This is a genomic window from Vibrio sp. Vb1980, assembly GCF_033338615.1.
GTDB lineage: Bacteria > Pseudomonadota > Gammaproteobacteria > Enterobacterales > Vibrionaceae > Vibrio > Vibrio alginolyticus.
Window position 1 is genome coordinate 228,189 of sequence record NZ_JAWOSZ010000002.1, and the last position, 25,474, is coordinate 253,662.

Consider the following 25,474-nt stretch of genomic DNA (forward strand, 5'->3'; position numbering starts at 1 on the left):
AAAAAACGCCACCGAGTTCGGTGGCGTTTTTTGTTCAAATTACACAGACAAAACTCTTAAAATCTTATCTGCATGTTCTGCAACTTCAATGCCTTCGTCTGTTAGATAGCCACCGTCAGGCTGTGTACAAAGTTGCTTCTCATATAGACGAGCAACGGCTGCCTGCATTTCTTCTGACGCGTCTGTATGAACTTTAATACCAGTTGCAGCACTACTTAGGTCGAACTGAAGAAGTAGATTCAATTCGGCGATATGTTCAGCTGAATATTTCATAAATGATTCCTTTGCGCTTTTTTTACCAAGCTAGTCTGAAAAGTAGCGTTGGGCAACATTCAACGACAAGAAGTGTTAAGTATGGCGCTATCAGGCTGATATAACGCAGGATCTTTGTTCGAAAGGCCGAATACTTGTTAAGTATCAATGATACTTACGGTAGCGAATGATAGGCGCTATTTATTGCTTGATCTCCCAATAACAACGATTTTAGTAAACACGCCAAATAGCACTTGAAAAAATAGGGAAATAGAGCGATTATCCGCGCCTCTTTAAATGTTTCTAAATGTTACACCAGAATGAACTTTAATCAGTTTGACTCACTATTACCGCCACAAGCTGCGGAACGCGCAGCTGAAGTGGGGGTAGGCAAAGCAACGAAAGCTCCAATCAAATCTTTTCTGCTCGCCATTTCTGCGGGGCTTCATATTGGTATTGCTTTCATCTTCTATACCACAGTAACGACAGGCGCAGGCGAGCTGCCTTGGGGCATTACACGACTCATTGGTGGTCTGGCATTTAGCCTTGGTTTGATTTTGGTGGTGGTTACTGGCGGCGAGCTTTTCACTAGCTCTGTACTGACACTAGTTGCGCGTGCGAGTGGAAAAATCTCTTGGCAAGCACTTATCAAAAACTGGTTGGTGGTTTACTTTGGCAATATGGTTGGGGCCATTTTGCTCGTGGCCTGTATGCTAGTTACCAAGCAATATATGTTTGATCATGGCCAAGTTGGTCTTAACGCGATGGCGATCTCCCAACACAAATTACATCATGGTTTCTTTGCTGCTGTTGCGCTTGGCATCATGTGTAACGTATTAGTTTGTATTGCAGTTTGGATGACGTTTAGTGGGCGAACATTGACAGATAAAATAGCGGTCATGATTTTGCCTGTGGCTATGTTCGTGTCGGCAGGTTTTGAGCACTGTATTGCGAACATGTTCCAAGTACCTATGGCGATTGGTATTAAGTACTTTGCGCCAGAAGCGTTTTGGCAAATGACAGGGGTAGATATTGCAAACTACGCGGACTTAAACATGATGGGGTTCATCGTAAACAACCTAATTCCTGTTACGATAGGAAACATTATTGGTGGTGGCGTATTTGTTGGCATGTGGTATTGGATGATTTATCTACGCGATGAAGATAACCATTTGCGATAAGTTTAGAAGATCACAAGAAAGGCGAACCAGATGGTTCGCCTTTCTTTTTATTTGTCTCTGCAAATGTCAAATAAGTCGAGTCATGCTAAATCAACTCTTCGTTGATGCCAAAATCGGTTGGGAGCCAATGAGAAGTTACTTCCTTTGGTTCTTGAACGAGCCAATCCAGAGGTGCATCGGACAGGAGTTCATCGTAATTTTCTTTGATCATTAAGACATCCATGTACGTCTCTCCAAGTTTGTGGTCACTGCCTTTACTTTAAAATTAGAACATGTCAGTCACGTGATCAATGCATGAAGATTCGATTGATCACTTATGTTGCTATGTTTCTGGTTGCGTATGGGTTTTGGGGGCTTATCCACATTTTCTGTGGATAACCTGTATCAAAGATCGTGCGTATCTAAACTTGCAAAGAAAATTTCATAAAATTAGAGGCTTATATCAAAAAGAATTCTGCCTGACTTTTCATCTGAAAGCGTCTTGATGAGTGCTCGAAGAATAGTTGAGTTATTCAGTTATAAGTACGTTCGACTTGGCAACATAAGTTGTTTAACGGGCTTTACCCACAAGCGCCAACTAACCGTGAGTTTTGGTCGATTCGGGTTGCTCGATTTTTATCTTGATTCGGCCTTCTTTGGTTTGTACCCAGCGCAATGTCATTTCTAACGTTATGGTTACGGAGGCACTCAACATAACGAAAATAGCCAGCATAATTACTAACTGGTATTTAATCGCAACCATCGGGCTCGCGCCACCTAGAATTTGACCGGTCATCATACCCGGTAAGGTAACCAGTCCTGTAGTGGCCATAGAAGCTAAAGTCGGGGCAAGGGACTTTCTAAGAGCCTCCTGAATGAAGGGGAAGGATGCGTAGCGAGGAGAGGCTCCAAGTGAGATTGCAGCCTCATATTCTGCTTGTCTCTGCTCAAAAGCCGTAAACAAATTCTGAAGAGCGATGATATTACTACTCAAGCTGTTACCCAATAACATACCAGCAAGTGGGATCATGTACTGCGCATTGTAAATAGGGGATGGTTGCACTAAGCCTGCTGTAATTGCTATCAGAAGTGGTATTAGACCACAGGTAAGGCCCGTTAGTAGCGGAAGCATAAGTGGCTTTTTAGGTAAGCGAGCTTTTCCCGCAATTGAGCTGGCACCAATCAGTAGCATGATGGCAAGCCAAAGTATATTGACAAGTAAGCTGTTTAATTGAAAAAGATATTCTAAATACACGCCAATCAATATGAGCTGAAATGTCATTCGGATAACACTGATTATCGTGTCTTTTGCTATCCCTAATTTGTAGCGGGCATTGATAAAGAAGGGGACCAATAAAATCAAACCAAACAGTGCCAGTTTGACCCAGCTTATATCCACCACGTTATCCATAATCGCTCCTTGAAAATACGCGAATAATTGTATCTAAGCCTCCCCTTTATATGAACCACTATGTGCACTTTTTGCTGTTCTTAAAGTAAACCTTGAGTGCTATTTTAGACATTAATACGCAGCATTCTGTTTACAAGTGGTTATCTTTTTCGGAGTTTTTAAGTCGATTTATGGCATGGTAATTACGATTTAAATGTGATCGATGTTTCTTAAATGTTGGTTATTTAACAACTCCTTAAAAGACTTATTTTGTCACATCTGTTCATGTTTTTTAATAAATAACATCAATCCATCATATCTCTGGATGAGCTCAAAAAAGTGTTGAATTACAAGGTCTGAGGTCGCTTATTTGATTGAACCCTACTATTAGTATGGTCTAACATTTTCCATTAGAGATTGTAAAAAACTTAAGCTTGGTTACGCGGGCTTTTCAATAACACTAGATACAAAATAGGCAAATGTATGAGTGATGTTAATAAAATTGAGAGTGGTGAAAAACGCTCCCTGGAGTGGAAGTCGTTCCTCTTCATTGCAGTTGTTCTCTTCCCAATTCTGAGTGTGGCCTTTGTTGGCGGCTACGGGTTCATCGTTTGGATGTTGCAAGTCTTCTTCTTTGGGCCTCCAGGCGCGCACGGCATGTAAGCCAGTGAGCTCATAACCACACTTTTGAAAAGATTTTAAGAGAGCAAATAATGAAATCATTAATCATTAAACTGTGGCGTACCATGACGCGCCCAGCTGTACATATCAGCCTAGGTGTGCTGACTATGGGCGGCTTTATTGCTGGTGTTATCTTTTGGGGTGGCTTTAACACCGCTCTAGAAGCAACCAACACAGAAGAATTCTGTATTAGCTGTCACACAATGCGTGACAACGTGTACGTTGAGCTGCAAGAAACGGTGCACTGGAAAAACCACTCTGGTGTTCGTGCTACCTGTCCTGATTGTCACGTTCCACATAACTGGACAGATAAGATCGCTCGTAAGATGCAAGCTTCTAAAGAAGTATTTGCACAAGTATTTGGCAACTACGACGAACCGGGTGTGTTCGAAGAGCGTCGTATCGAACTTGCTAAACACGAATGGGATCGTTTCTCGGCAAACAAATCTCTGGAGTGTAAAAACTGTCACAACTATGAATCGATGGATTTCGAGCAAATGTCTCCTACGGCTCGTATCCAAATGAAGCAAGCCGCTGAGAAAGATCAAAGCTGTGTTGACTGTCACAAGGGTATTGCGCACAACCTACCAGCAGGCATGGACAGCATTGGCGGTATCGTGGGTGATCTAGAGGGTATGACTTCTAACACGGATTACGGCGTTGGTCAGCAACTCGTGAGCGTTCGTCACCTACCAATTTACTTTGATGCGCAAGGCAGTAAAGAAGCTGGTCTTCTTAATCCTGCATCGACCGTTAAAGTTCTTGAAGACAAAGGCGAGTTTGTTGAGATCGAAATTGACGGTTGGCGCAAAGCAAAAGGTTTTGGTCGTGTAATTCAAGAAGACTTCGGTAAGAACATTGCGACTGCGTCTCTGATGAAAGAAGCAGCAACAGACAGCAACATTGTGACGACTGGTGAGAAAAAAGTGGATGAGCTAACAGGCCTTCCTTGGGAAAAAGTAGCGGCGAAAGTATGGATTAAGAAAGAGTCTATGCTGAACGACATCAATCCTGTTTGGGAAAAATCTCGTGAAGCCTACAAGACCAATTGTTCTGTATGTCACACTCAACCTGCGGAAGCGCACTTCGACGCGAACACCTGGCCAGGTATGTTCGACGGTATGTTGGCGTTCGTTAACCTAGATACAGACAGTGAAGCACTGATCTTGAAGTATCTACAGAAACACTCTTCAGATTATGCTGAAGGTCACCACTAATAAGCGTCGGATTGGAGTAATTTTAAATGGCTATTACACGAAGAAGTTTTCTTAAAGGTGTAGCAACCACAAGTGCAGCGTCAGTAATTGGTCCTAGCTTATTGGCGTCCGCCTCTGCAAATGCCGTTGAGACGACAGGTACTTGGAAAGTAACCGGTTCTCACTGGGGCGCGTTCCGCGCCCACATCTACGCGGGTAAAGTTCAAGAGATCAAGCCGCTAGAGCTAGACAAAAACCCAACAGAAATGTTGAACGGTATCAAGGGCATTATTTACAGCCCTTCACGTGTGCGTTACCCAATGGTTCGTCTAGATTGGTTGAAGAAACATAAATACAGCGCAGATACGCGCGGTAACAACCGTTTCATTCGAGTAACTTGGGATGAAGCGCTAGACTTGTTCTACCGCGAACTAGAACGTATTCAAAAAGACTACGGTCCATGGGCGCTACACGCAGGTCAAACGGGTTGGAACCAAACAGGTTCATTCAACAACTGTACCGCGCACATGCAACGTGCAGTAGGTATGCACGGCAACTTCATCACGAAAGTAGGTGACTACTCGACGGGTGCAGGTCAAACCATTATGCCTTACGTACTTGGTTCAACCGAAGTTTACGCACAAGGTACGTCTTGGTCTGAAATCCTAGAGAACTCTGACAACATCGTTCTCTGGGCTAACGACCCAGTGAAAAACCTTCAAGTAGGTTGGAACTGTGAAACGCATGAGTCGTTCAAGTACCTAGCACAACTAAAAGAAAAAGTAGCGAAAGGTGAGATCAACGTTCTATCTGTAGACCCAGTGAAGAACAAGACTCAGCGCTACTTAGAGAACGATCACTTGTACATCAACCCGCTGACAGACGTAGCATTCATGCTTGCTGTGGCGCACGTGCTGTACAACGAAGATTTGTACGATAAGAAGTTCATTGATACTTACTGTCTAGGCTTTGAAGAGTTCATTCAATACGTTCAAGGTAAGACAAAAGATAAAGTAGAGAAAACACCAGAGTGGGCTGCGGCTATCTGTGGCGTGAAAGCGGACAAGATTCGCGAATTCGCGCGTATGCTAGTAAGTGGTCGTACACAGATCCTGATGGGTTGGTGTATCCAGCGTCAAGAGCACGGTGAGCAGCCATACTGGGCAGCGGCTGTGGTTGCTGCAATGGTTGGTCAAATCGGTCTACCTGGCGGTGGTATCTCTTACGGTCACCACTACTCAAGTATCGGTGTACCTTCAACTGGTTTCGCGGGCCCTGGTGGTTTCCCTCGCAACCTTGACCAAGGTATGAAGCCGAAGTGGGACAACAACGACTTTAACGGTTACAGCCGTACTATCCCAGTTGCACGTTGGATCGACTGTCTGCTTGAGCCAGGCAAAGAGATCAACTACAACGGCGGTAAAGTGAAACTGCCAGACTTCAAGATGATGGTGATCTCGGGTTGTAACCCATGGCACCACCATCAAGATCGTAACCGCATGAAGAAAGCGTTCCGCAAACTTCAAACGGTTGTAACGATCGAGTTTGCTTGGACTGCGACATGTCGTTTCTCAGATATCGTTCTACCGGCGTGTACGCAATGGGAACGTAACGACATCGACGTATACGGTTCATACTCGAACAAAGGTCTGATTGCGATGCATCGCCTCGTTGATCCATTGTTCCAATCTAAGCCTGATTTCCAAATCATGAGTGAACTCACTCAGCGTTTTGGTCGCCGCGAAGAATACACTCGTGGTATGAGTGAGATGGAATGGATCGAAAGCCTTTACAACGATTGTAAAAAAGCGAACGAAGGTAAGTTTGAAATGCCAGAATTCAACGAGTTCTGGGAGAAGAGCGTACTAGACTTCGGTGAAGGTAAACCTTGGGTTCGTCATGCGGACTTCCGTAAAGACCCTGAGCTGAATCCACTAGGTACGCCGTCTGGCTTCATCGAGATCACGTCTCGTAAGATCGGCCGTTACGGTTACGAACACTGTCAAGAGCACCCAATGTGGTTCGAAAAATCAGAGCGTTCACACGGTGGTCCTGGTTCAGATAAATACCCATTCTGGTTGCAGTCTTGCCACCCTGATAAGCGTCTGCACTCTCAAATGTGTGAGTCTGAAGAGTTCCGCGCGACTTACGCGGTACAAGGTCGTGAGCCGGTTTACATCAACCCAGCGGATGCCAAAGCAAAAGGCATCAAAGATGGTGATTTGGTACGTGTATTCAACGGTCGTGGTCAGCTATTAGCTGGTGCTGTTTTGACTGACAGCTACCCACGTGGCGTTATTCGTATCGAAGAAGGTGCGTGGTACGGTCCTCTAAACGAGAAAGAAGGCGCAATCTGTACCTACGGTGATCCTAACACGCTAACGCAAGACATCGGTTCTTCTGAGCTTGCACAGGCGACTTCTGCGAACACATGTATCGTAGACTTCGAGAAGTTCACAGGTAAAGTGCCGCCAGTCACTTCATTTGGTGGTCCGATCGAAGTTGCTTAATTAGTGCAGTTTGCATAAATCCAAATACCAGCCTCAGGGCTGGTATTTTTTTATCAAAATTTCAGTGAGCGTTGTCTCAATAGTAACTTCATAACGTTAAACGAGACTGGTATTCGTGATGATGGTAACGAATTGGGTGAGACAAGCAGGAGATAATGCGCCAAGCTAAACAATAATAATTAAGTGAGTAGACTCTTTATGGCTCAGAGCATTCAATTAGCAAATCACACTGAGATCACTGTGAATAACAATGACTTCCAAGTTGAAGTCGAGGGTAATCAATTACATTTTTCTTTTGCTGGTCTTCACAATAAAACCTTTACGGACCGTGAAGTGTTATTCGAAATGCCGTTTTTGTACGAGCACGAGGCCAACGTAATTGGGGATGGTTTTCAAATGTTGGCGCAAACGGCGGGAACGATCAATCACCCCGTTGATATTGGTCGCTGCCCAGACAATAATCCTTCTTATCGAATCTACCCTAAAGATGCCCCTAAGCGTTATTACAACTATTTAGTGGTGGAAGGTTCAGCGGGCTACACATTATTTGGCTTCACATCATGTCATCGCTTTGCAGGCTATTTTGATGTTGTGCTGCGTGATGGGCATTGGGTTTTATCAGCCGCAATTGATGGTGAGTTGACTCAAGTGGCGGATTGGGAAAGTAATCAACTTGAATCCGTGGCGGTACTCTGTGGTCAATCGCTGTCCGAGCTTTATCAAACCTATGGCGAGATGATTGCAAAGCATCATCCTGTTCGCCAAGGTGTGACACAAGATGCGCCTGTTGGTTGGTGTTCGTGGTACGCGTACTACGCGGACGTGACAGAGCAAAACATCATGCAGAACGTGGATTGCATGCAAGATAAGCTCGAAGACCTAGAGTGGCTACTTCTGGATGATGGCTATCAAGCCTTTATGGGCGATTGGTTAACCCCATCAGATAAGTTTTCTGGTGGCGTAAAAGAGCTCATTCATAATATCCGTGCAAAAGGAAAAAAGCCGGCAATTTGGATGGCGCCTTTCATTGCACAGCCTGAGTCGGAGATCTTCAAACAGCATCCAGATTGGTTTGTTCTCCACAAGGATGGTGGCTTACTTAAAGCAGAAGATGTCACATACGGTGGTTGGCGATGCACGCCCTGGTACATACTCGATACCTCAAACCCAGAAGTGCAAGACCATCTGACGCATGTGGTCTCTGTTATGCGTCAAGAGTGGGGCGTTGAGCTATTCAAATTAGACGCAAACTACTGGGGCACCTTAAAAGGTGTTCGTAAACAATCTGGTATTACAGGCGTTGAGGCGTATCGCTTAGGAATGGAAGCGATTGCCAAAGGCGCTGGTGATGCGTGGCTTTTAGGTTGCAACGCGCCAATGTGGCCATCTCTGGGGCTTGTGGATGCAATGCGTGTTTCTGACGATGTAGAGCGTCATAGTCGTCGATTCGAACAGATAGCCAAAGAAACCTTTTACCGTAGTTGGCAGCACCGAAAATTGTGGCAAATTGACCCGGATTGCGCCACGTTCACTTCATTAGCTAATCAATCTGCATCCAGAGAAGAGTATGAATTTCATCGCACGGTGTTATTAGCGAGTGGTGGTTTGCTGCTGTCTGGTGACCCGCTCCCTGAGATTACACCGTTTGCTAAGAAGACACTGTCTAAGCTCATGTTACGTCAACAACGTAACCAACAATCTGCAAAGTTTACCGCTTTGAGTTTAAATCACGCGTTTTTAAAACTAACGACGAAGAATGACCTCCATTGTTTGTTTAATTATGCGAGTTACGGAGCGATGGAATTTACGCTGACGTCTGATCAACCGGTGGACTGGTATGATTACTGGACAGGGGAAAAGCTAAACCAAGAACCTTGCCAGTTGTTAATGGTGAGCGTGGATAAAGGGCTCAATGCGAAAGCGATCGTTACAGCATAGCGTGAAGTAAATCGCCCAATACCGAGATCAAGAAAGGAGCCTATTGCGGCTCCTTTCTCGTTTTGATGCTCTGGGCGTTAGAACTCGAATAAAAAGTAATACCCGTATCCAACAATAAACGCAGGAATGGACGAATAAATTGTCGCGACCAAAGCAGCTTTCGGTGCCATTGCAATGGCGGGGAATAGGGCGTCACCATCGTTAGAAATCGCATTGGCCAGTTGCGCAGAAAGTGGCGCTGCACCAGAAATGTATAGGCTAGTGACTAAAATTTGCGGTCCGCAACCAGGCAACATACCAATGGCTAGGCCAGCTAATGGCATCCAAATTCCCCAATGAGAAAAGGTTTCTACAAGGTCGAGTCCAGAAAAATAGGTTGTCAGCTCAAACGCCAGAAAAGCAACGATCACCCAAGCACTGACGAAATTCGTATCTTGTGCTGCTTTTTGAATCGGATGTGAGTCCACGATTTTTTCATCTTCAGAGACCGTTGACTGATAATCGCCGAGCTCTTTTGTCATCGCCCACAACGACATTGTGATCACCGCGAAGATAGCGCCTAGCCATTCAATGGTATTGGTCTGCAAAGACAACAGCTGATTAATATCTATTTGGAAAGACATTAACACAGCAACGACACTAGCAGGCACAATAAGCCATTTCCAAAATGCGCCTTGTAGATTGATTGCACGTTGTTCAAGAGGTGTGTGTCGGTCTGTCTGGTGTTGGCAACAAGCATGTGTCTGAGGTGCTTCTTTTGGTTCTGGTCGCAGAAAGTTATCAGCATGAAAAGCATTAACGACCAGTCCTGAAAGAGTACCCACGATAATGCCTAATCCAACCACGCCTAATCCTACACTTGGCTTGGCGGCAAGAAGTAAAAAGGCAGCGTCACCCATTGTTGAAGTAAGTACCGCGACAATCGCACCAAATCCCACTCGGCCACTAATAAATTGCGTTGTCACAACAATAGCGCCACCACAGCCAGGCAAAGCACCCAACAAAGAAGCAAAGAAAACCTGATGATTACGCGAGCGATGATATAGCTCGGTAATTCGATTGGTTTTCGACATAAAGTTTGAAAGATAATGATAAATAGCCAATGTGGCAGCAACATAGCATGACACCGCCCAGAATGAGTCGGATAGCGTCTGTACGGCTACGTCACGTGTATTTTCATTGCCTAGCAAAATGAGCATGACGATAGGGATCAGCAATCGCTTATAAGCTAAACGAAACTGAGTAGGCTGAAACAACTGCTGTGCAGAGTGTAATAATTGGGTCGCGTTCATCGTTTACTCAAATGCAAATAGGAATAATTATCATTATATGTAAATGAGATTTATTCGCAATAGCATTGTGAACTTTTCTTCGTGTCAAACTCTCTGAAATCAGGTAAAGTATCGGCCTTTGTGAGCAAACACGCCCTAATTAACTGTATTAGGCGGCGTATAAAATTGACTTGAATAGGAAGAAACATGATTCTAGTTGTAGGTCATAAGAACCCAGACAGTGACAGTATTTGTAGTGCACTCGTTGCAACTGAACTTCTAAAAGCGCGTGGCGTTGAAGCTATGCCAATTCGCCAAGGCGAAATCAACCGTGAAACTCAGCACATCCTAGAAGTTGCTGGCGCTGAAGTTCCTGAGCTTCGCACATCAGTTGCGGGTGAGACCGTTTGGCTAGTAGATTACTCAGATCTAGCACAAGCACCAGACGATATCGCAGAAGCTGAAATTGCGGGTATTGTTGACCACCACCGTCTAGGTGACGTGATGACAGTAAACCCAATGGAAGCATGGATCTGGCCTGTTGGTTGTACCAACACTGTTCTATTCAACATGTTCAAGATTGAAGGTCACGCGATTACTCCACAAATTGCTAAGCTAATGATGTCAGCAATTCTATCTGACACAGTAGGTTTTGCTTCTCCAACTTGTACACAAAAAGACAAAGATGCCGTTGCTGAACTAGCGGCAATCGCAGACGTACAAGATGTTGACGCGTTCACTAAAGATCTTCTAATTGCTAAAACAAACATCGAAGGTCTATCAGCGGCTGAGCTTGTTGAGAAAGACCTTAAAGGTTACCCATTCAACGGTCGTGACGTAGTGGTTGGGCAAGTTGAACTTGCAACTCTTGAGCAAGTTGACGGTATGATCGAAGCACTAGAAGCAGACCTAGAATCTCGTTGTGAGAAAGATAACCTAGCGTTCGCTGCTGTAATGCTAACAGACATCACGACTGCTCAAACTCGTCTTCTATACAAAGGTGAGTGGGCTGAGAAGCTTGTTAAGCACGAAAAAGACGGCATGCTAATGATGGAAAACACGCTAAGTCGTAAGAAGCAAGGTTGGCCTTGGCTTCAAACTGAGCTAGCTTAATTTTCTAGCATATACTTTAAATGCCCGCCTAGCTGCGGGCATTTTTCTATGGGAAATAGGAGACGAATATGTCTGAGCAACTGACCCAAGAGCAGATGGATACCATTAATCGCTACAACGAAGAGCAACGTTTAAAGTACTGCGTAAAAGAGATTGTGGCGAATCGTAAGGTTTGGATTCTGAAAGACGAACATGGCTGTGTCATGTTAAATACAGAAGATGATGATTGTGTACCAGTATGGCCAAACGAAGAGTTCGCTTTGCAATGGGCGAATGGTGATTGGGAAGATTGCGAGCCAGAAGCGATCTCTCTAAACAAGTGGCACAGCCGTTGGACCTCTGGTCTAGAGGATGACGAGCTATCGATTGTTGTATTCCCAAATCAAAATGAAGAAGGGGTCGTATTGTTTCCTGACGAGTTTGATTTTGAACTGCGCAAACAAGCGAGCCGCCGTTAGTTTTTTGATTAGTACCCATGCAATAAAGAAGCCTGCGTTAAAGCAGGCTTCTTTACATTTGCACGATTACATCTTTGATAAGCTATTTTGTTTGATGGCTTGGCGCTTTGTAAAAGTGGCTTTCGACTAATCGTTGAGTAATAGGATGCTCGGGATGAGTCAGTACTTGGTTGGTCTCGCCAAACTCGACCACTTCACCTTCATGCATCACCATCACTTTATCAGTAATATGCTTAACAATGCCAATATGCTGAGACACGTACACAAATGACAATCCCATCTCTTCTTGCAACTCGAGGAATAAGTTAATGATCTGCGAGCGCATTGCCATATCCAAACCGTTTAACGCCTCATCAGCGACAATGATGGAAGGTTGAAGAATAAGTGCACGAGCCAAACATACGCGCTGTTTTTGACCGGCAGCTAGCATTTGTGGATAAAAATAGGCGTGCTCAGGCAGCAATCCTACGCGGAGCAGGGTGTTCTTTACACGCTGCATGCGCGCATCTGGCGGCATGTTGGTATTTCGCTTTAGCGGACCTTCTAAAATACGACCAATCTGGATTCGTGGGTTTAACGATGTGTTTGGATCTTGGAAAATCATGCGGATGAGCTTGCAGCGTGTCGCGTAATCTTTGTGCTCCAATCGTTCGCCATTCACACGGATCTCTCCGGAGCTTGGTTCAACAACGCCAGCAAGCATACGAGCTAGTGTGGATTTTCCTGACCCGTTTTGACCAATAAAACCAATAGTTTGCCCTGGCTCTAAAGTAAAGCTTACCGGTTTTACTGCCTCATTAACCTGGCGTTTGAACAGACGGGAGCGCGTAACAAATTGCTTCGATAAATTATCGACTTCAAGTAACGCACTCATGACTTTTTCTCCGTGTTCAATGGAAAGTGGCAGTTAAATTTATGATTCTTAATTCGTCTGGTGTGTGGAATTTCTACACATTGTTTCTGCGCATATGGGCAACGTGGTCCGAGGCGACAACCGATAGGTAGATGCTGCAATGGCGGAATCGAGCCCGGTAGGGATTGGAGTTTTTGCTTGTGTGGTACCCAATCATTAAAGTCAGGCATCGCTTTAAGCAAGGCATCGGTGTACGGGTGCTTGGGTGCCGCAATGATTTTACTGGTATCGGCAGACTCCACCGACTGACCACAATACATTACCGTAATACGTCCTGCCCACTGTGTTATGGTCGCTAAGTCGTGGCCGATAAGCAAAATGGTTGTGTTATTAAGTTGGTTCATGCGGCTCAACAGACGCAAAATTTGCGATTGAGTAATTGGGTCTAAGTCGTTGGTTGGCTCATCTGCGATCAGCAACTTTGGTTTGGTCGCTATCGCCATGGCAATCATGACTTTTTGACACTCACCATCAGTCAGTTCATAAGGGTAGCTACCCATTAAACGCTTGTGATCTTTAATACCCACTTTATGCAAAAGCGCGATGGCCTGTTTTTTACGCCATTTAAATCGCTCCCACCATTTCCCTTCAAATGCGCGAGATGGAATGGATTCAATCAATTGACGCCCGACTTCCTCTGAAGGGTCAAGACAAGTTGAAGGCTCTTGGAAAATCATCGCAATATCACGAGCAATGACGCGCCGACGCTCTTTTGGCGTAAGCTGAAGCAAGTCAATATTGCCAAGGCGCATACGGTCAGCGGTGATGCGCCAGTTATCTTTACTCACACCGACAATCGCTTTTGCAACTAAGCTTTTCCCTGAACCAGACTCACCTACAAGACCACGAATTTCGCCTTCGTTCAAAGTTAGGCTCATTCGGTCAACGGCTTTGACCAACCCTTGAGGTGTTTCGATCTCAATGGTCAAATGTCGAATATCTAACAACGGCATTATTCGATCCCCGCATTAAGCGCTTGACGTACACCTTCACCTACTAAGTTTAGGGTAATAACAGTAAACATGATGGTCAGGCCGGGTAGGGTCACTGTCCAAGGTGCAATATAAATAAGCTCGACAGAGTCACCTAATATTGCTCCCCACTCGGTGCTTGGTGCCTGTGCGCCTAGGCCAAGAAAACCCAGTGCCGTAATATCTAAAATCGCAGCAGAGAGCGCGAGTGTGATTTCAGCGGCAATGACCGTCAGAATGTTAGGAAGAATTGAACTCCACAGTAAGTAGAAATCATTAGCGCCATCAAGGCGTGCTGCCATTATGTAGTCTTTTTCAACTTCGGTGTGGACTGCGATATAAACGGAGCGAATAAAACGCGGAATCAAAGCCAAGCAGATTGCGAGTAAAATATTGAACCCACCAAAGCCTAGAAATGCCACAAAAATGATTGCTAATAAGAGCGACGGGATCGACATGACGGTATCGAGCAAGTGGTTGAGAGTACTCGACAGTAAGCCTTTCGTCATACCTGCCAATACGCCAATTAAACAGCCTACAACGGCAGCAATTGCGGTGATGGCGACAGCAGCGCCAAATGTCAGCTGAGAGCCCATAATCAGGCGCGAAAGAATATCTCTACCTAAGTCATCGGTCCCCAAAAAGTAATCAACCGTTCCTGCTGGAGCCCATGATGGCGGCACAAGCAACTCACCTGACTGTGCTTGGGCGTCAAATGGTGCAAGTAGGGGGGCAAAAATGGTAATAAGGACGATAAACACCAAGCACCACAAGCCAAACATGGCTAGTCCGTTGGCGCGGTAGCTTCGCCAAAAACGCTCAAACTGTGTTGGAATGCGCTCTTCCTGATAAACGTTATTTGTTAGCATACCATTCCTTTCGAACTAAAGGGTTAATCATCGCGCCAATCAAATCCGAGAGTATGTTAGCGGTAAGAACCAAAGTCGCAAGTACCATCACGCCAGCTTGGATAGATGCATAGTCTTGGCTTGCTAGCGCATCTAAAAGCCAACGACCAATACCTGGCCAGTTAAAAATAGACTCCGTGATGATAGCTAAGGTAATCATACTCGAAAGTTGAACACCAACCTTGGGAATGATAGGCGGTATCGCATTCCGCAATACATGTTGAGTTACGATTTCGCGGTTAGAAAGACCTTTGATTCTCGCTGCACGGATGTAGTTTTGGCTCATCACTTCCGCTACCGAGGAGCGCATTAGTCCGACAACCTGGGTGGTTGGAGCCAAAGCAAGCACCAAACATGGCAGCACCATATGCTCAATAACGCTTTGCAGTGCGTGAGCGCGGTATTCGCCTTTCGCCATGAATGCGTCGATAATGGCAAACCCGGTTACATGATCAATTTCGTAAAGTAAATCATACCGTCCCGCAACGGGAAATAGTTGGTATTCCAATGAAAAGACCATGATAAGTAGCAGAGCTACCCAAAAGATTGGGGCGGAATAACCAGACATTGACATGAATGAAATGCTGGTATCGAGCCATTTACCTTGCTTCATCCCAGCCACGGTTCCAAGTGGAATACCGATCAAAAGGGACACCAAAAAGGCAAAGAAACACAATTCCAAAGTGGCTGGGAATACAACGGCGAGCTCGTCATAAATCGCGTTGCCGTTTTTACTTATGCCAAAATCAAGCTGAGAAAGGTTGATTAAGTAAGTTTGCCAACCAGACCAAAAATCAACGTTTGCCCAGTGCGAGAGAGGGTCAAGGCGCAGCAGAGAAAAACCCACTAATGTAAGGATCATCAAAGTGATGATAAATAGGTTAAAGCGTCGAACGGTATACCAAAACATCAGTGAATTCTCTCAACTCTATCAAACGGTTGGGCATTGAAAGGGCTTGATTTGAAGCCTGTCAGCGATTTGTCGTGCACACGGAACTGCACGCCATGCGCCAGAGGAATAACCGGGAACTCTTGATTCAAAATGTTCTGTGCTTGGCGATATAGGTTCAAACGGTAACGCGGTTCTTGAGTTTCTAAAGCCAAATCGAGCAAGAAATCGAAGTCATCGTTACACCACATGGACACGTTAAGGCCAACGCGGTCAGACTCGCAAGATAATAAAGGGCGGAAAAAGTTGTCAGGATCCCCGGTATCACCAATCCAACCAGTTAAAAGTAAATCGATATCGTTGATGTTCTCCAAATCCACACGTTCAAACCTATCATCGGTAAGTAGCGTTAATTTAACCCCAATATCGGCAAAATTCGCTTGGATTAGCTCTGCGGTCTTGCGAGGGCTTGGGTTAAAAGCACGTGGTTCAAGTGGTACCCACATGGTCAATTCTAGGCCGTCTTCGTAGCCTGCATCTCGAAGTAGTGCCAATGCATAATTCCGGTCATAACGAATTTTTACGCTGTCTTTTTGATAAGCCCATGAATTAGGTGGTAGCAAGGTATAAGCTTGGGAGCCAGTTCCGTAGTAAACCGAATCTAAAATATTTTGACGGTTGATCGCTAAGTTAAGAGCTTGGCGAACTCGAGCATCACTCAGCGCGGTGGTTTCTGTGTTTATCGCAATAAAGGAAACGTTGTTAGCTGGTGTAGCCGTCAGCTCAAGGTTGTCATTTTCTTGAATGACAGGTATTTGGCTCGAAATAGGTGAAGAGAGTACGTCACACTCGTTTCTTAAAAGTTTAGCTAATGTACCCGTCCCTCTGTGAGAGATATCGAACACCACTTGTTCCATTTTTGCTGGTGACTTCCAGTAATTTGAATGACGCTCTAATCGAATCAAGTCGTTCACTTGGTACTCTTTTAATTGATAAGGGCCGGTACCGATAGGAAGTTGGTCGATTTCTTCTTTATGATCTTTTGCTGCCAATTGCTGTCCATACTCCGCAGACAAGATAACCGCATGGCTGGTGGCAATATTGGCCAAGAAAGAAAAGTTTGGCTGAGATAACGTAAACCTTACCGTATACTCATCTATTGCAACCACGTCTTGGAGTAGGTTTTGAAAATCTAACCCTGCAAACCATGGATAAAAACCACCACCTACTTGGTGAAAAGGATGGTCTACATCGATGATTCGCTTGAAGCTAAATACCACATCTTTTGCATTCAATGGGCGAGTGGGTGTGAACCAAGGTGTGGTTTGGAATTTAACACCACGTTTAAGCTTAAACGTGTATTCCGTCCCTGATTCATTTACTGACCAACTCTCGGCGATGCTTGCCACGGGCTGATGTGATTTAGGATCGAGCGTGAGCAGCGTATCGTACAGCTGCGGGCTCAGAGCCTCTGCGGTAATACCGCTATCAATAAGCTGAGGGTTAAACGTGGTCGGCTTACCTTGTCCGCAAAACACAAAGCCAGCTTTGCGAATATCATTGTGGTCAATTTCATCGCCACAAGCGGTCAGTAGGCTAATCCCAATAAGGCTCAGCGATAATCTTATAAAAGCATTCATAATATGAAATGTTCATTGGATCTTGCTCGTTTCGTTTGATCTTACTCTTTCAAAGCTAACAAGCGAAAATGATCTCGCTAATTTATCACCTTTGTGAACTTGCTCCAAACATAAAATCCATACACTGTAAGGTGTTATGCCATAAATGCATGCGAATTAGAGCGCAGTCACGAGCTCGTGTATTGATTGAGTACTCTCGGTCAAGTTAGCTTTGTCCGACCAAACCATATTTTCTAACCATCCCTCGTAATTGGTGATAGCTCAAGCCAAGTAGCTCGGCTGCTTGTCGTTGATTAAACTTGGCTTCTTCCAATGCACGATTGAGTAAATGGATATCTTGTTCCTCTTGCCATTGTTTATAGTCTAGAGGGAATTGGATGGTGTTGCTTGATGCTTCCTCTTCTTGTTGTTCTGCTTGTTTTGCACTATGGCCAAGCGCGCTGTGCCAAACCGTTTCAAAAGGATTGAAAACCAGTTCATCAATTGGGTGAGCATTCAGACCATGTTGGTAAATCGCACGTTCAATCACGTTTTTTAGTTCGCGGACGTTACCGGGCCATTCATATTCAATAAGCGACTGCTGCGCTTTTGGGGTAAAACCGACAAAGTATTCCAGTTGCAGTTCACGACACATTTTCATCGCGTAGTGCTCTGCTAAAGAGAGAATGTCTTCTTTGCGCTCGCGAAGAGGCGGTAACATAATGACATCGAAGGCTAGCCTGTCGAGCAGATCTGCACGAAAATCACCTTGCTCTGCCAATTTTGGTAGGTCGGCATTGGTTGCACAAACAAGTCGAACATCCGCATTGAGAGCGGTATGACCGCCAACTCGCTCATATTCACCATATTCGATGACGCGTAATAGCTTTTCTTGAACTAAAAGTGGTGCGGTCGCCAGCTCGTCAAGAAACAAAGTACCGCCCTCGGCACGCTCGAAACGCCCTTTATGCTTACCTTTAGAGCCTGTGAAGGAGCCGGATTCATGTCCAAACAATTCGGAATCTATTAGCCCTTCGCTTAATGTCGCACAGTTGAGTGATAGTAGTGGTTTATCCCAACGTCTTGATAAATAATGCAAACGCTGAGCGATGAGTTCTTTACCCGTACCTCGTTCACCAATGATGAGGACAGGGCGCTCAATGGGTGCAAGTTGTGATACTTTATCTAGTACAGCGAGAAAAGCAGGTGATTCACCAATCAGGTTTTGCTTCATAAAGTCCTTCTTATTTAACAGCCGAGCCATGATTTAGAGATAGAGTTGGTAAATTTCACCAACAGTTGGTGAAAAACATCATAGCACAATAGTGTGTAACGACAACAAAATGAATAACACTCTGATTTAAAAGAAAATTATAAGTTGGCACGTTACTTGTTATATATTCAGGGAGACACAAGGTTAATCACCACCTTGTCGAGTTTTAATAGGAAAAAAGAGGAGTTCCGTTATGGGTATTTTTTCTCGATTTGCAGATATCGTTAACTCAAACATCAGTGCATTACTGGACAAGGCGGAAGATCCTGAAAAAATGATCCGTCTTATCATTCAAGAAATGGAAGACACACTTGTTGAAGTGCGTACTAACTCGGCTAAAGCGATTGCAGACAAGAAAGAGTTGGCTCGTAAGGTTGAAACGTTAGAAGAGCAAATTGGCGAATGGGGCCAAAAAGCGAGCTTAGCATTAGTTAAAGAGCGTGAAGATCTAGCTCGTGCAGCGTTAATTGAAAAGCAAAAGCTAGAGCAAGTGATTAAAGGCCTCCACACTGAGCAAACCTTAGTGGAAGAAACGATCGATAAGCTTACTGGCGAGATTGGTAAGTTGGAAAGCAAAATTGCTGAAACGCGCGCAAAACAGCAAGCACTAGCAATTCGTAACCAAACTGCATCTAACCGTCGTGATGTGCAAAAACACCTGCACACTAGCCGTACTAATGAAGCGATGGCGAAATTCGAGCAATACTCACGTAAAGTGGATGAAATGGAAGCGGAAGCAGACCTGTATGCTCAAACCGGTAATGCTAAATCGCTAGAACAAGAGTTTGCAGAGTTGCAGGCACAAGACGAAATTGAAAAAGAGTTGGCAAAACTGAAAGAACAGATGTCATCGAAAGATAAATAAGAAAGGAGCCATTTATGTCGGCATTTTTTATAGCAGGACCAGTGATTGTCTTTTTAATCTTTGTCGCTCCACTATGGCTCTTCTTACACTATCGCAGCAAACGCAAAACAGATAGTGCACTGTCGAGCCAGGATTTAGAGCGCCTTCAGGTACTATCTGAAAAAGCAGAAGCGATGCAGTCCCGAGTTGATACATTGGAGCGCATCTTGGATGCTGAGTCACCAACATGGAGACGCAAGTATGAATAATCGAGAACTGTATCGTGATCCAGTAAATGGCAAAATCTCCGGTGTTTGCGCCGGTATTGCCAACTACTTTGGTGCAGAAGTTTGGTTGATTCGTATTGTAGTGATTTCTGCAGCGCTGTTAGGTGGTACGTTTTTGGTATTGTTAGCGTACATCGCGATGGCGTTTATGTTAGAAAAGCAACCAGTAACGTATTCTGAAAATATCAGAGCGCAGCAAGAGCATACGCTCAAAAGTAAGCCTTGGCAGAAAGGGCAAAGCCCTGATCAACTGCTCAGTGTGTTGGAAAGGGATTTTGACCGTCTTGATGGCAAAATTCGTAACATGGAAGCTTATGTTACGTCTGATACATATAGGGTGAACAGAGAATTCAGTAAGCTCTAGGCATTTTGTATCCAAAGAAGATTTAACTGAAGCAGGCATAAAGCCTGCTTTTTTATCACAAATTACTAATTTTAAAGCACTATTAATCTTTTCTGCTCTGGAAGTTCGTTCAAAATTCATCTACTTTAAAAATAATCCCCCAATTTTTATGGATGAATGTAATGAGAAAATTGCTCATTCCTATTGCCATCTCGGCTGTCTTGTCGGGGTGCGGTAAAGAACTTCCTCCTGTTCCTGAACCTGAATCGCGCCCTGCGAAGCTATTTACAGTATCTGTTGGCAATGCCCAGTTTGAGCGACATTTTCCTGCCACTACGGAAGCTGGCGATAGAGCAGTACTGACATTTCGAGTTCCAGGGCTTCTTCAAACGATAGAAGTGAATGAAGGTCAAGTCGTCAGTAAAGGTGATGTTTTGGCGTCATTAAACCCAGATGAATATTCTCTGCTCGAACAGCAAGCTCGGGCAAATTTTTTGCTCGCAGATGTGCAATACAAGCGATACCAAAAGCTACGTAAAGACCAAGTAGTATCTGAGCAAGATTTTGATGAGGCAAAAGCGAACCACAACTCGGCAAAAGCTCAATGGAATCAAGCAAAGGCAAACTTAAGATATACCAAACTTGTCGCGCCATATGATGGCACTATTTCGTACATTCCAGCAGAAAACCATGAATATGTTGCCGCGAAAGAAGGGGTGATGAATATTCAGTCCAACCAACTCCTCAAAGTGATATTCCAAATCCCAGACTATCTTCTAAATCGTTACACCCAGGGGAGCGATGTCTCTGCCAGAATGATATTTGATGCGTTCCCCGAGCGAGCCTTTGACTTAACCTTTCAGGAAATCGATACAGAAGCCGACCCTAAAACGGGCAGTTACAAAGTCACGATGGTCATGGAGCGGCCAGCAGAAATAGGCCTTTTGCCGGGAATGTCTGGCAATGCTTACCTCCTGTCCAAAAGTGCAGGAGCGACAAAGATTCCTAACTCCGCGTTGCTAGAAGAAAACGGCAAAACATACGTTTGGCGTGTCGATGAGCAAGGCATTGTGTCTAAAGCCGCAATTGAGATGAATGACAAAAATCAAGTGTTAGCTGGGCTTAACGATGGCGACCAAATCATTATCTCGGGTGTCAGTGTAATTGAACCCGGAATTAAGGTAAGAGCGTGGATTAAGGAAAGAGGGTTGTAATATGAAAGGAATCATCTCTCTAGCGACTTTACTTTCAACGCTTTTTCTCGTTGGCTGTGGGGATAAGGCGCCAGAAAAAGAGCTCGAAACGCCACGAGTTAGAGTTACGTCATTAGCGGGAAACAAGGTGGATGACAACTTGTACTTCCCTGCGGTTGCGAATGCAGCGGATCGCTCTCATTTGAGCTTCAGAGTGACAGGAGAAGTCAGCCGCATCATGGTAAAAGAGGGCGACAAAGTCATGAAGGGTGATGTTATTGCAACGCTAGATCCCACGGACTATGAGTTGGATGTAGATAATGCGAGTGCGCGTTTTTCTGTTGTCGACAGTCAGTATCGCCGCTCACGCCCTTTGGTTGATAAAGGCCTATTAGCTAAGTCTCAGTTTGATGAAATTGCAGCACAACGACAAATCGCCTTAGCTGAGCTTCAGTTAGCCAAACTTCGTCTATCATTTACTGCCTTAAAAGCGCCCGTGGATGGGATTATTTCGCGAGTTAATATCGACCAATTCGAAAATGTTCAAGTCGGACAGCATATCGTTAATATTCACAGCTTGGAGCGAGTCGAAGTGTTGATTCAGCTTCCAGACCGCCTCTATGTGAACCAACCGCCAACGGAAGAAAGACTCACCGCGATCAAAGCATTGGTGCGCGTGCCCAGCGGTAACGAATATAACGCGATGGTAAAAGAATTTACAACCGAACCCGACCCAACAACAGGTACGTTTACTGTCACACTGTCGCTTCCTATGCCGGAAGAAGAGTACATCCTAGATGGTATGGCTGTTGAGGTAACGTCTAAAGACGAGAATGTTGGGCTTGATCTCAACCTAGGAATTAATGTTCCTATCGAAGCCATTTTTAATGCGGATGGTGACGAGCTGGGGCGCGAAAACAAATTTGTTTGGGTACTGAATGACGACAATACGGTATCGCGCAAACAGGTGCGAGCAGGTAAGGCATCTAAAACGTCCATTCAAATCCTTGATGGTCTCATGCTCAAAGACAAAGTTGTGATTGCCGGTGTTTCTCGATTAAGGGATGGCATGAAAGTGGAAGTGATACAGGAAATGGCTACGCAGGAGGCCGGTCTATGAGCGATCTTAATAAATCAGCGCCTCAAAGTGATGATGATGTGACCGGTATTGCTGCGTACTTCATCCGAAATCGCGTCATCAGTTGGATGGTCGCACTGATATTTTTGATTGGTGGTATCGCCGCATTCTTTGGTTTAGGGCGTCTTGAGGACCCTGCTTTTACTATTAAAGATGCGATGGTAGTGACCTCTTACCCTGGTGCGACACCGCAACAAGTCGAAGAAGAAGTGACGTATCCAATCGAAAAAGCGATTCAGCAGCTTACTTATGTTGATGAAGTCAATTCGATTTCTAGCCGAGGATTATCGCAAATCACGGTCACGATGAAGAACAATTATGGCCCTGATGATCTACCACAAATTTGGGATGAGTTGCGCCGTAAAGTGAACGACCTTAAAGGGACGTTGCCTCCAGGTGTGAATGAACCTCAAGTGATCGATGATTTTGGTGATGTTTACGGGATTTTGTTAGCGGTGACTGGCGACGGTTATAGCTATAAAGAGCTACTGGATTACGTCGATTACTTACGCCGAGAGCTCGAACTGGTTGATGGTGTGAGTAAAGTTTCGGTATCCGGGCAACAGCAAGAGCAAGTTTTCATCGAAGTATCGATGAAAAAATTGAGCAGTATAGGTCTTGCTCCGGATACCGTGTTTAATCTTCTTTCGACGCAAAACGTAGTTTCTGACGCAGGAGCGATCAGAATTGGTGATGAGTACATCAGAATTCAGCCGACTGGCGAGTTCCAGAGTGTGGATGAGCTAGGCGATTTGTTGATTACTGAGTCGGGTGCTCAGGGGCTCATCTTCTTGAAAGATGTGGCGGAAATAAAACGTGGTTACGTAGAAGTCCCGAATAATATTATTAATTTTAACGGCAGCCTCGCACTAAACGTGGGTGTTTCTTTTGCTGAAGGCGTCAACGTCGTTGAAGTCGGAAAAGCGTTTGATCATCGCCTTGGAGAGCTAAAGTACCAACAACCTGTTGGTATCGAAATCTCGGAAATTTACAGTCAGCCTAAAGAGGTGGATAAATCGGTTAGCGGTTTTGTTGTCAGCTTGGCTCAAGCTGTCGGTATCGTCATTATCGTACTTCTGTTCTTTATGGGGCTACGTTCAGGTCTGCTTATCGGTTTAATTTTACTGCTGACGGTGTTGGGTACGTTCATTTTCATGAAGTATCTCGCGATAGATTTGCAGCGGATTTCATTAGGTGCCTTGGTTATCGCGTTAGGTATGTTGGTGGACAATGCAATCGTCGTGGTTGAGGGGATTTTGATTGGTACGCAAAAAGGGCGAACTCGACTCCAAGCGGCGACTGACATCGTTACCCAAACCAAGTGGCCATTACTTGGGGCAACTGTGATTGCTGTAACTGCATTTGCGCCCATTGGACTGTCTGAAGACTCGACGGGTGAATACTGTGGCACTTTGTTTACGGTTCTGCTGATCTCATTGATGTTGAGTTGGTTTACCGCTATCTCGTTGACACCGTTCTTTGCTGACATCTTCTTTAAAGGCCAGAAGATTAAACAAGGTGAAGGGGAAGAAAATGATCCATATAACGGGGTTATTTTCGTTATTTATAAAAAGTTTCTTCAGTTTTGTATGCGTCGTGCTTGGTTTACCGTTGTGGTGCTGATTGCGGGATTAGCGGCAAGTGTTTACGGGTTCACCTTTGTGAAGCAAGCGTTTTTCCCATCTTCGACAACGCCGATTTTTCAGTTAGATGTATGGATGCCAGAAGGAACTGATATTCGAGCAACCAACACAACGCTTAAAGAGTTAGAAAGTTGGTTAGCTAAGCAAGAGCATGTTGACCATATCACGACGACCGTGGGTAAAGGCTTACAGCGCTTCATGTTAACGTACGCGCCAGAGAAAAGTTATGCGGCTTATGGTGAGATAACCACTCGTATGGAAAACTACGAAGCGTTAAAACCATTAATGGCGAAGTTTCGAGAGTATTTAAAAGCCAACTACCCAGAAATCAATTACAAGCTCAAACAGATTGAGTTAGGCCCTGGTGGTGGTGCAAAAATTGAAGCGCGCATTATTGGTTCAGATCCAACCGTCCTTCGTACGATAGCCGCTCAGGTCAAGGACATCATGTACGCCGATCCTCAGGCAACAAATATCAGGCATGATTGGCGTGAACGAACCCAAGTTCTTGAACCTCAGTTTAACGAGAGTCAGGCACGTCGCTATGGCATTACAAAATCAGATGTCGATGACTTCTTGTCCATGTCATTCTCTGGAATGACGATAGGTCTTTACCGAGACGGCACTACGCTCATGCCTATCGTGGCTCGCTTACCTGAAGATGAACGCATTGATATTCGTAACATCGAAGGCATGAAAATATGGAGTCCAGCACAGAGTGAGTTTATCCCACTTCAACAAGTCACAATGGGTTACGACATGCGTTGGGAGGATCCTATTATTGTGCGTAAGAACCGTAAGCGTATGCTCACTGTGATGGCAGACCCAGATATTCTAGGTGAAGAAACCGCATCGACGTTGCAAAAACGCTTACAGCCCCAAATCGAAGCGATTCAATTACCACCAGGTTATTCCTTAGAGTGGGGTGGTGAATACGAATCTTCAGGTGATGCTCAAGAGTCACTGTTTACTACTATGCCAATGGGGTACTTGTTCATGTTCTTGATCACTGTATTCCTATTTAACTCTATCAAAGAGCCACTCATTGTTTGGCTTACCGTGCCGCTGGCGTTAATTGGTGTCACCACTGGTTTGTTGGCACTCAACACGCCGTTTGGTTTTATGGCATTGCTCGGCTTCTTAAGCTTATCGGGAATGGTGCTCAAAAATGGCATCGTATTACTGGACCAAATTGAAATTGAAATGAAGTCCGGTAAAGAGGCTTATGACGCGGTCGTTGATGCTGCGGTAAGTCGCGTCCGTCCCGTTTGTATGGCTGCTATCACGACGATCCTTGGTATGATCCCACTGTTGCCAGATATTTTCTTCAAACCAATGGCGGTTACGATTATGTTTGGTTTGGGTTTTGCGACAGTCCTGACACTGATTGTCGTGCCAGTGTTGTATCGTTTGTTCCATAAAGTGGCAGTACCGAAACAGGCTTAGTGCTACTGATATAACGATGAAAAATATCGCGCCTCTAG

At 44.9% G+C, this 25,474-nt stretch carries 23 protein-coding genes; 13 read left to right on the plus strand and 10 right to left on the minus strand.

Going from position 1 to position 25,474, the window contains the following annotated elements; translation table 11 throughout:
- Positions 1 to 39: 39 nt before the first annotated feature.
- Positions 40 to 273 carry a TIGR02647 family protein gene (locus R7F64_RS04275; protein WP_005378148.1) on the minus strand — a complete coding sequence of 78 codons (234 nt, stop codon included), beginning with the start codon at positions 271 to 273 and terminating at the stop codon, positions 40 to 42.
- A 299-nt stretch (positions 274 to 572) separates the two neighbouring features.
- On the opposite strand from R7F64_RS04275, the gene focA reads away from it, so the two are divergent.
- Positions 573 to 1,433, plus strand: coding sequence for a formate transporter FocA (focA, locus tag R7F64_RS04280; protein WP_054577945.1), 861 nt, complete (start codon positions 573 to 575; stop codon positions 1,431 to 1,433).
- 85 nt (positions 1,434 to 1,518) lie between these two features.
- Here focA and R7F64_RS04285 read toward each other — a convergent pair whose 3' ends face one another.
- Both R7F64_RS04285 and R7F64_RS04290 read right to left on the minus strand, forming a co-directional pair.
- The gene (locus tag R7F64_RS04285; protein WP_005378145.1) at positions 1,519 to 1,656 is read right to left on the minus strand and encodes a hypothetical protein; all 138 of its coding nucleotides are present in this window, start codon (positions 1,654 to 1,656) and stop codon (positions 1,519 to 1,521) included.
- Between the two features lie 354 nt (positions 1,657 to 2,010).
- Positions 2,011 to 2,823 (minus strand): ABC transporter permease, encoded by an 813-nt coding sequence (locus R7F64_RS04290; protein ID WP_213970486.1) that lies wholly within the window; start codon positions 2,821 to 2,823, stop codon positions 2,011 to 2,013.
- Positions 2,824 to 3,285: 462 nt separating this feature from the next.
- Here R7F64_RS04290 and torE point away from each other — a divergent pair, with 462 nt between their 5' ends.
- From torE to R7F64_RS04310, 4 genes are all read left to right on the plus strand, one after another.
- Positions 3,286 to 3,465 (plus strand): trimethylamine N-oxide reductase system protein TorE, encoded by a 180-nt coding sequence (gene torE / locus R7F64_RS04295; RefSeq protein WP_005378141.1) that lies wholly within the window; start codon positions 3,286 to 3,288, stop codon positions 3,463 to 3,465.
- 50 nt (positions 3,466 to 3,515) lie between these two features.
- On the plus strand, positions 3,516 to 4,700 hold the full coding sequence (gene torC / locus R7F64_RS04300; RefSeq protein ID WP_005378139.1) for a pentaheme c-type cytochrome TorC: 1,185 nt from the start codon (positions 3,516 to 3,518) through the stop codon (positions 4,698 to 4,700).
- Positions 4,701 to 4,726: 26 nt separating this feature from the next.
- Positions 4,727 to 7,189 carry a trimethylamine-N-oxide reductase TorA gene (torA, locus tag R7F64_RS04305; protein WP_041156583.1) on the plus strand — a complete coding sequence of 821 codons (2,463 nt, stop codon included), beginning with the start codon at positions 4,727 to 4,729 and terminating at the stop codon, positions 7,187 to 7,189.
- Positions 7,190 to 7,387: 198 nt separating this feature from the next.
- Positions 7,388 to 9,127 (plus strand): glycoside hydrolase family 36 protein, encoded by a 1,740-nt coding sequence (locus R7F64_RS04310; protein WP_205390804.1) that lies wholly within the window; start codon positions 7,388 to 7,390, stop codon positions 9,125 to 9,127.
- Positions 9,128 to 9,204: 77 nt separating this feature from the next.
- Here R7F64_RS04310 and R7F64_RS04315 read toward each other — a convergent pair whose 3' ends face one another.
- Positions 9,205 to 10,419 (minus strand): putative manganese transporter, encoded by a 1,215-nt coding sequence (locus R7F64_RS04315; RefSeq protein WP_171344588.1) that lies wholly within the window; start codon positions 10,417 to 10,419, stop codon positions 9,205 to 9,207.
- A 186-nt stretch (positions 10,420 to 10,605) separates the two neighbouring features.
- Between R7F64_RS04315 and R7F64_RS04320 the strand changes: the two genes are divergently transcribed.
- A complete protein-coding gene (locus tag R7F64_RS04320) occupies positions 10,606 to 11,511 on the plus strand; it encodes a manganese-dependent inorganic pyrophosphatase (protein ID WP_017634678.1) in 906 nt (301 codons plus the stop codon).
- A 68-nt stretch (positions 11,512 to 11,579) separates the two neighbouring features.
- A complete protein-coding gene (locus tag R7F64_RS04325; protein ID WP_005378129.1) occupies positions 11,580 to 11,969 on the plus strand; it encodes a DUF2750 domain-containing protein in 390 nt (129 codons plus the stop codon).
- A gap of 82 nt (positions 11,970 to 12,051) precedes the next feature.
- On the opposite strand, the gene R7F64_RS04330 is transcribed toward R7F64_RS04325, so the two are convergent.
- From R7F64_RS04330 to pspF, 6 genes are all read right to left on the minus strand, one after another.
- Positions 12,052 to 12,843, minus strand: coding sequence for an ATP-binding cassette domain-containing protein (locus tag R7F64_RS04330; RefSeq protein WP_005393308.1), 792 nt, complete (start codon positions 12,841 to 12,843; stop codon positions 12,052 to 12,054).
- Entirely contained in the window at positions 12,840 to 13,835 is a 996-nt protein-coding gene (locus R7F64_RS04335; protein WP_005378126.1) for an oligopeptide/dipeptide ABC transporter ATP-binding protein, read from the minus strand. The genes R7F64_RS04330 and R7F64_RS04335 overlap by 4 nt, the downstream gene beginning before the upstream one ends.
- Positions 13,835 to 14,722: an ABC transporter permease subunit gene (locus tag R7F64_RS04340; RefSeq protein WP_005378123.1), complete on the minus strand. Its 888-nt coding sequence runs from the start codon at positions 14,720 to 14,722 to the stop codon at positions 13,835 to 13,837. The genes R7F64_RS04335 and R7F64_RS04340 overlap by 1 nt, the downstream gene beginning before the upstream one ends.
- Positions 14,709 to 15,671, minus strand: a complete 963-nt coding sequence (locus tag R7F64_RS04345) for an ABC transporter permease (protein ID WP_005378122.1) — start codon at positions 15,669 to 15,671, stop codon at positions 14,709 to 14,711. Before R7F64_RS04345 ends, R7F64_RS04340 begins: the two co-directional genes overlap by 14 nt.
- Positions 15,671 to 17,290, minus strand: a complete 1,620-nt coding sequence (gene sapA, locus R7F64_RS04350; RefSeq protein WP_033905101.1) for an ABC transporter substrate-binding protein SapA — start codon at positions 17,288 to 17,290, stop codon at positions 15,671 to 15,673. The genes R7F64_RS04345 and sapA overlap by 1 nt, the downstream gene beginning before the upstream one ends.
- 205 nt (positions 17,291 to 17,495) lie before the next feature.
- Complete coding sequence (gene pspF, locus R7F64_RS04355) at positions 17,496 to 18,503, minus strand: phage shock protein operon transcriptional activator (RefSeq protein WP_017820869.1); 1,008 nt, start codon at positions 18,501 to 18,503, stop codon at positions 17,496 to 17,498.
- A 232-nt stretch (positions 18,504 to 18,735) separates the two neighbouring features.
- On the opposite strand from pspF, the gene pspA reads away from it, so the two are divergent.
- From pspA to vmeI, 6 genes are all read left to right on the plus strand, one after another.
- Positions 18,736 to 19,407 (plus strand): phage shock protein PspA, encoded by a 672-nt coding sequence (gene pspA, locus R7F64_RS04360; protein WP_005378119.1) that lies wholly within the window; start codon positions 18,736 to 18,738, stop codon positions 19,405 to 19,407.
- Positions 19,408 to 19,421: 14 nt separating this feature from the next.
- Complete coding sequence (gene pspB / locus R7F64_RS04365; RefSeq protein ID WP_005378117.1) at positions 19,422 to 19,655, plus strand: envelope stress response membrane protein PspB; 234 nt, start codon at positions 19,422 to 19,424, stop codon at positions 19,653 to 19,655.
- Positions 19,648 to 20,037, plus strand: a complete 390-nt coding sequence (gene pspC / locus R7F64_RS04370; RefSeq protein WP_025766867.1) for an envelope stress response membrane protein PspC — start codon at positions 19,648 to 19,650, stop codon at positions 20,035 to 20,037. The genes pspB and pspC overlap by 8 nt, the downstream gene beginning before the upstream one ends.
- Positions 20,038 to 20,198: 161 nt before the next feature.
- Positions 20,199 to 21,230: an efflux RND transporter periplasmic adaptor subunit gene (locus R7F64_RS04375; RefSeq protein WP_005378114.1), complete on the plus strand. Its 1,032-nt coding sequence runs from the start codon at positions 20,199 to 20,201 to the stop codon at positions 21,228 to 21,230.
- 1 nt (position 21,231) lies between these two features.
- Complete coding sequence (locus R7F64_RS04380) at positions 21,232 to 22,329, plus strand: efflux RND transporter periplasmic adaptor subunit (protein ID WP_318071484.1); 1,098 nt, start codon at positions 21,232 to 21,234, stop codon at positions 22,327 to 22,329.
- On the plus strand, positions 22,326 to 25,436 hold the full coding sequence (vmeI, locus tag R7F64_RS04385) for an efflux RND transporter permease subunit VmeI (RefSeq protein ID WP_053303203.1): 3,111 nt from the start codon (positions 22,326 to 22,328) through the stop codon (positions 25,434 to 25,436). Before R7F64_RS04380 ends, vmeI begins: the two co-directional genes overlap by 4 nt.
- The last annotated feature ends 38 nt before the right edge of the window (positions 25,437 to 25,474 follow it).

Bases quoted from the DNA above. Each gene is read 5' to 3' on its own strand.
- R7F64_RS04330 (WP_005393308.1), bottom strand. From the start codon at position 12,843: ATGAGTGCGTTACTTGAAGTCGATAATTTATCGAAGCAATTTGTTACG.
- pspF (WP_017820869.1), bottom strand. From the start codon at position 18,503: ATGAAGCAAAACCTGATTGGTGAATCACCTGCTTTTCTCGCTGTACTA.
- R7F64_RS04335 (WP_005378126.1), bottom strand. From the start codon at position 13,835: ATGCCGTTGTTAGATATTCGACATTTGACCATTGAGATCGAAACACCT.
- R7F64_RS04345 (WP_005378122.1), bottom strand. From the start codon at position 15,671: ATGTTTTGGTATACCGTTCGACGCTTTAACCTATTTATCATCACTTTG.
- focA (WP_054577945.1), top strand. From the start codon at position 573: ATGAACTTTAATCAGTTTGACTCACTATTACCGCCACAAGCTGCGGAA.
- R7F64_RS04315 (WP_171344588.1), bottom strand. From the start codon at position 10,419: ATGAACGCGACCCAATTATTACACTCTGCACAGCAGTTGTTTCAGCCT.
- pspB (WP_005378117.1), top strand. From the start codon at position 19,422: ATGTCGGCATTTTTTATAGCAGGACCAGTGATTGTCTTTTTAATCTTT.
- R7F64_RS04275 (WP_005378148.1), bottom strand. From the start codon at position 273: ATGAAATATTCAGCTGAACATATCGCCGAATTGAATCTACTTCTTCAG.
- torC (WP_005378139.1), top strand. From the start codon at position 3,516: ATGAAATCATTAATCATTAAACTGTGGCGTACCATGACGCGCCCAGCT.
- torA (WP_041156583.1), top strand. From the start codon at position 4,727: ATGGCTATTACACGAAGAAGTTTTCTTAAAGGTGTAGCAACCACAAGT.
- R7F64_RS04285 (WP_005378145.1), bottom strand. From the start codon at position 1,656: ATGGATGTCTTAATGATCAAAGAAAATTACGATGAACTCCTGTCCGAT.
- vmeI (WP_053303203.1), top strand. From the start codon at position 22,326: ATGAGCGATCTTAATAAATCAGCGCCTCAAAGTGATGATGATGTGACC.
- pspC (WP_025766867.1), top strand. From the start codon at position 19,648: ATGAATAATCGAGAACTGTATCGTGATCCAGTAAATGGCAAAATCTCC.
- R7F64_RS04320 (WP_017634678.1), top strand. From the start codon at position 10,606: ATGATTCTAGTTGTAGGTCATAAGAACCCAGACAGTGACAGTATTTGT.
- R7F64_RS04375 (WP_005378114.1), top strand. From the start codon at position 20,199: ATGAGAAAATTGCTCATTCCTATTGCCATCTCGGCTGTCTTGTCGGGG.
- sapA (WP_033905101.1), bottom strand. From the start codon at position 17,290: ATGAATGCTTTTATAAGATTATCGCTGAGCCTTATTGGGATTAGCCTA.
- pspA (WP_005378119.1), top strand. From the start codon at position 18,736: ATGGGTATTTTTTCTCGATTTGCAGATATCGTTAACTCAAACATCAGT.
- R7F64_RS04290 (WP_213970486.1), bottom strand. From the start codon at position 2,823: ATGGATAACGTGGTGGATATAAGCTGGGTCAAACTGGCACTGTTTGGT.
- R7F64_RS04325 (WP_005378129.1), top strand. From the start codon at position 11,580: ATGTCTGAGCAACTGACCCAAGAGCAGATGGATACCATTAATCGCTAC.
- R7F64_RS04380 (WP_318071484.1), top strand. From the start codon at position 21,232: ATGAAAGGAATCATCTCTCTAGCGACTTTACTTTCAACGCTTTTTCTC.
- R7F64_RS04310 (WP_205390804.1), top strand. From the start codon at position 7,388: ATGGCTCAGAGCATTCAATTAGCAAATCACACTGAGATCACTGTGAAT.
- torE (WP_005378141.1), top strand. From the start codon at position 3,286: ATGAGTGATGTTAATAAAATTGAGAGTGGTGAAAAACGCTCCCTGGAG.
- R7F64_RS04340 (WP_005378123.1), bottom strand. From the start codon at position 14,722: ATGCTAACAAATAACGTTTATCAGGAAGAGCGCATTCCAACACAGTTT.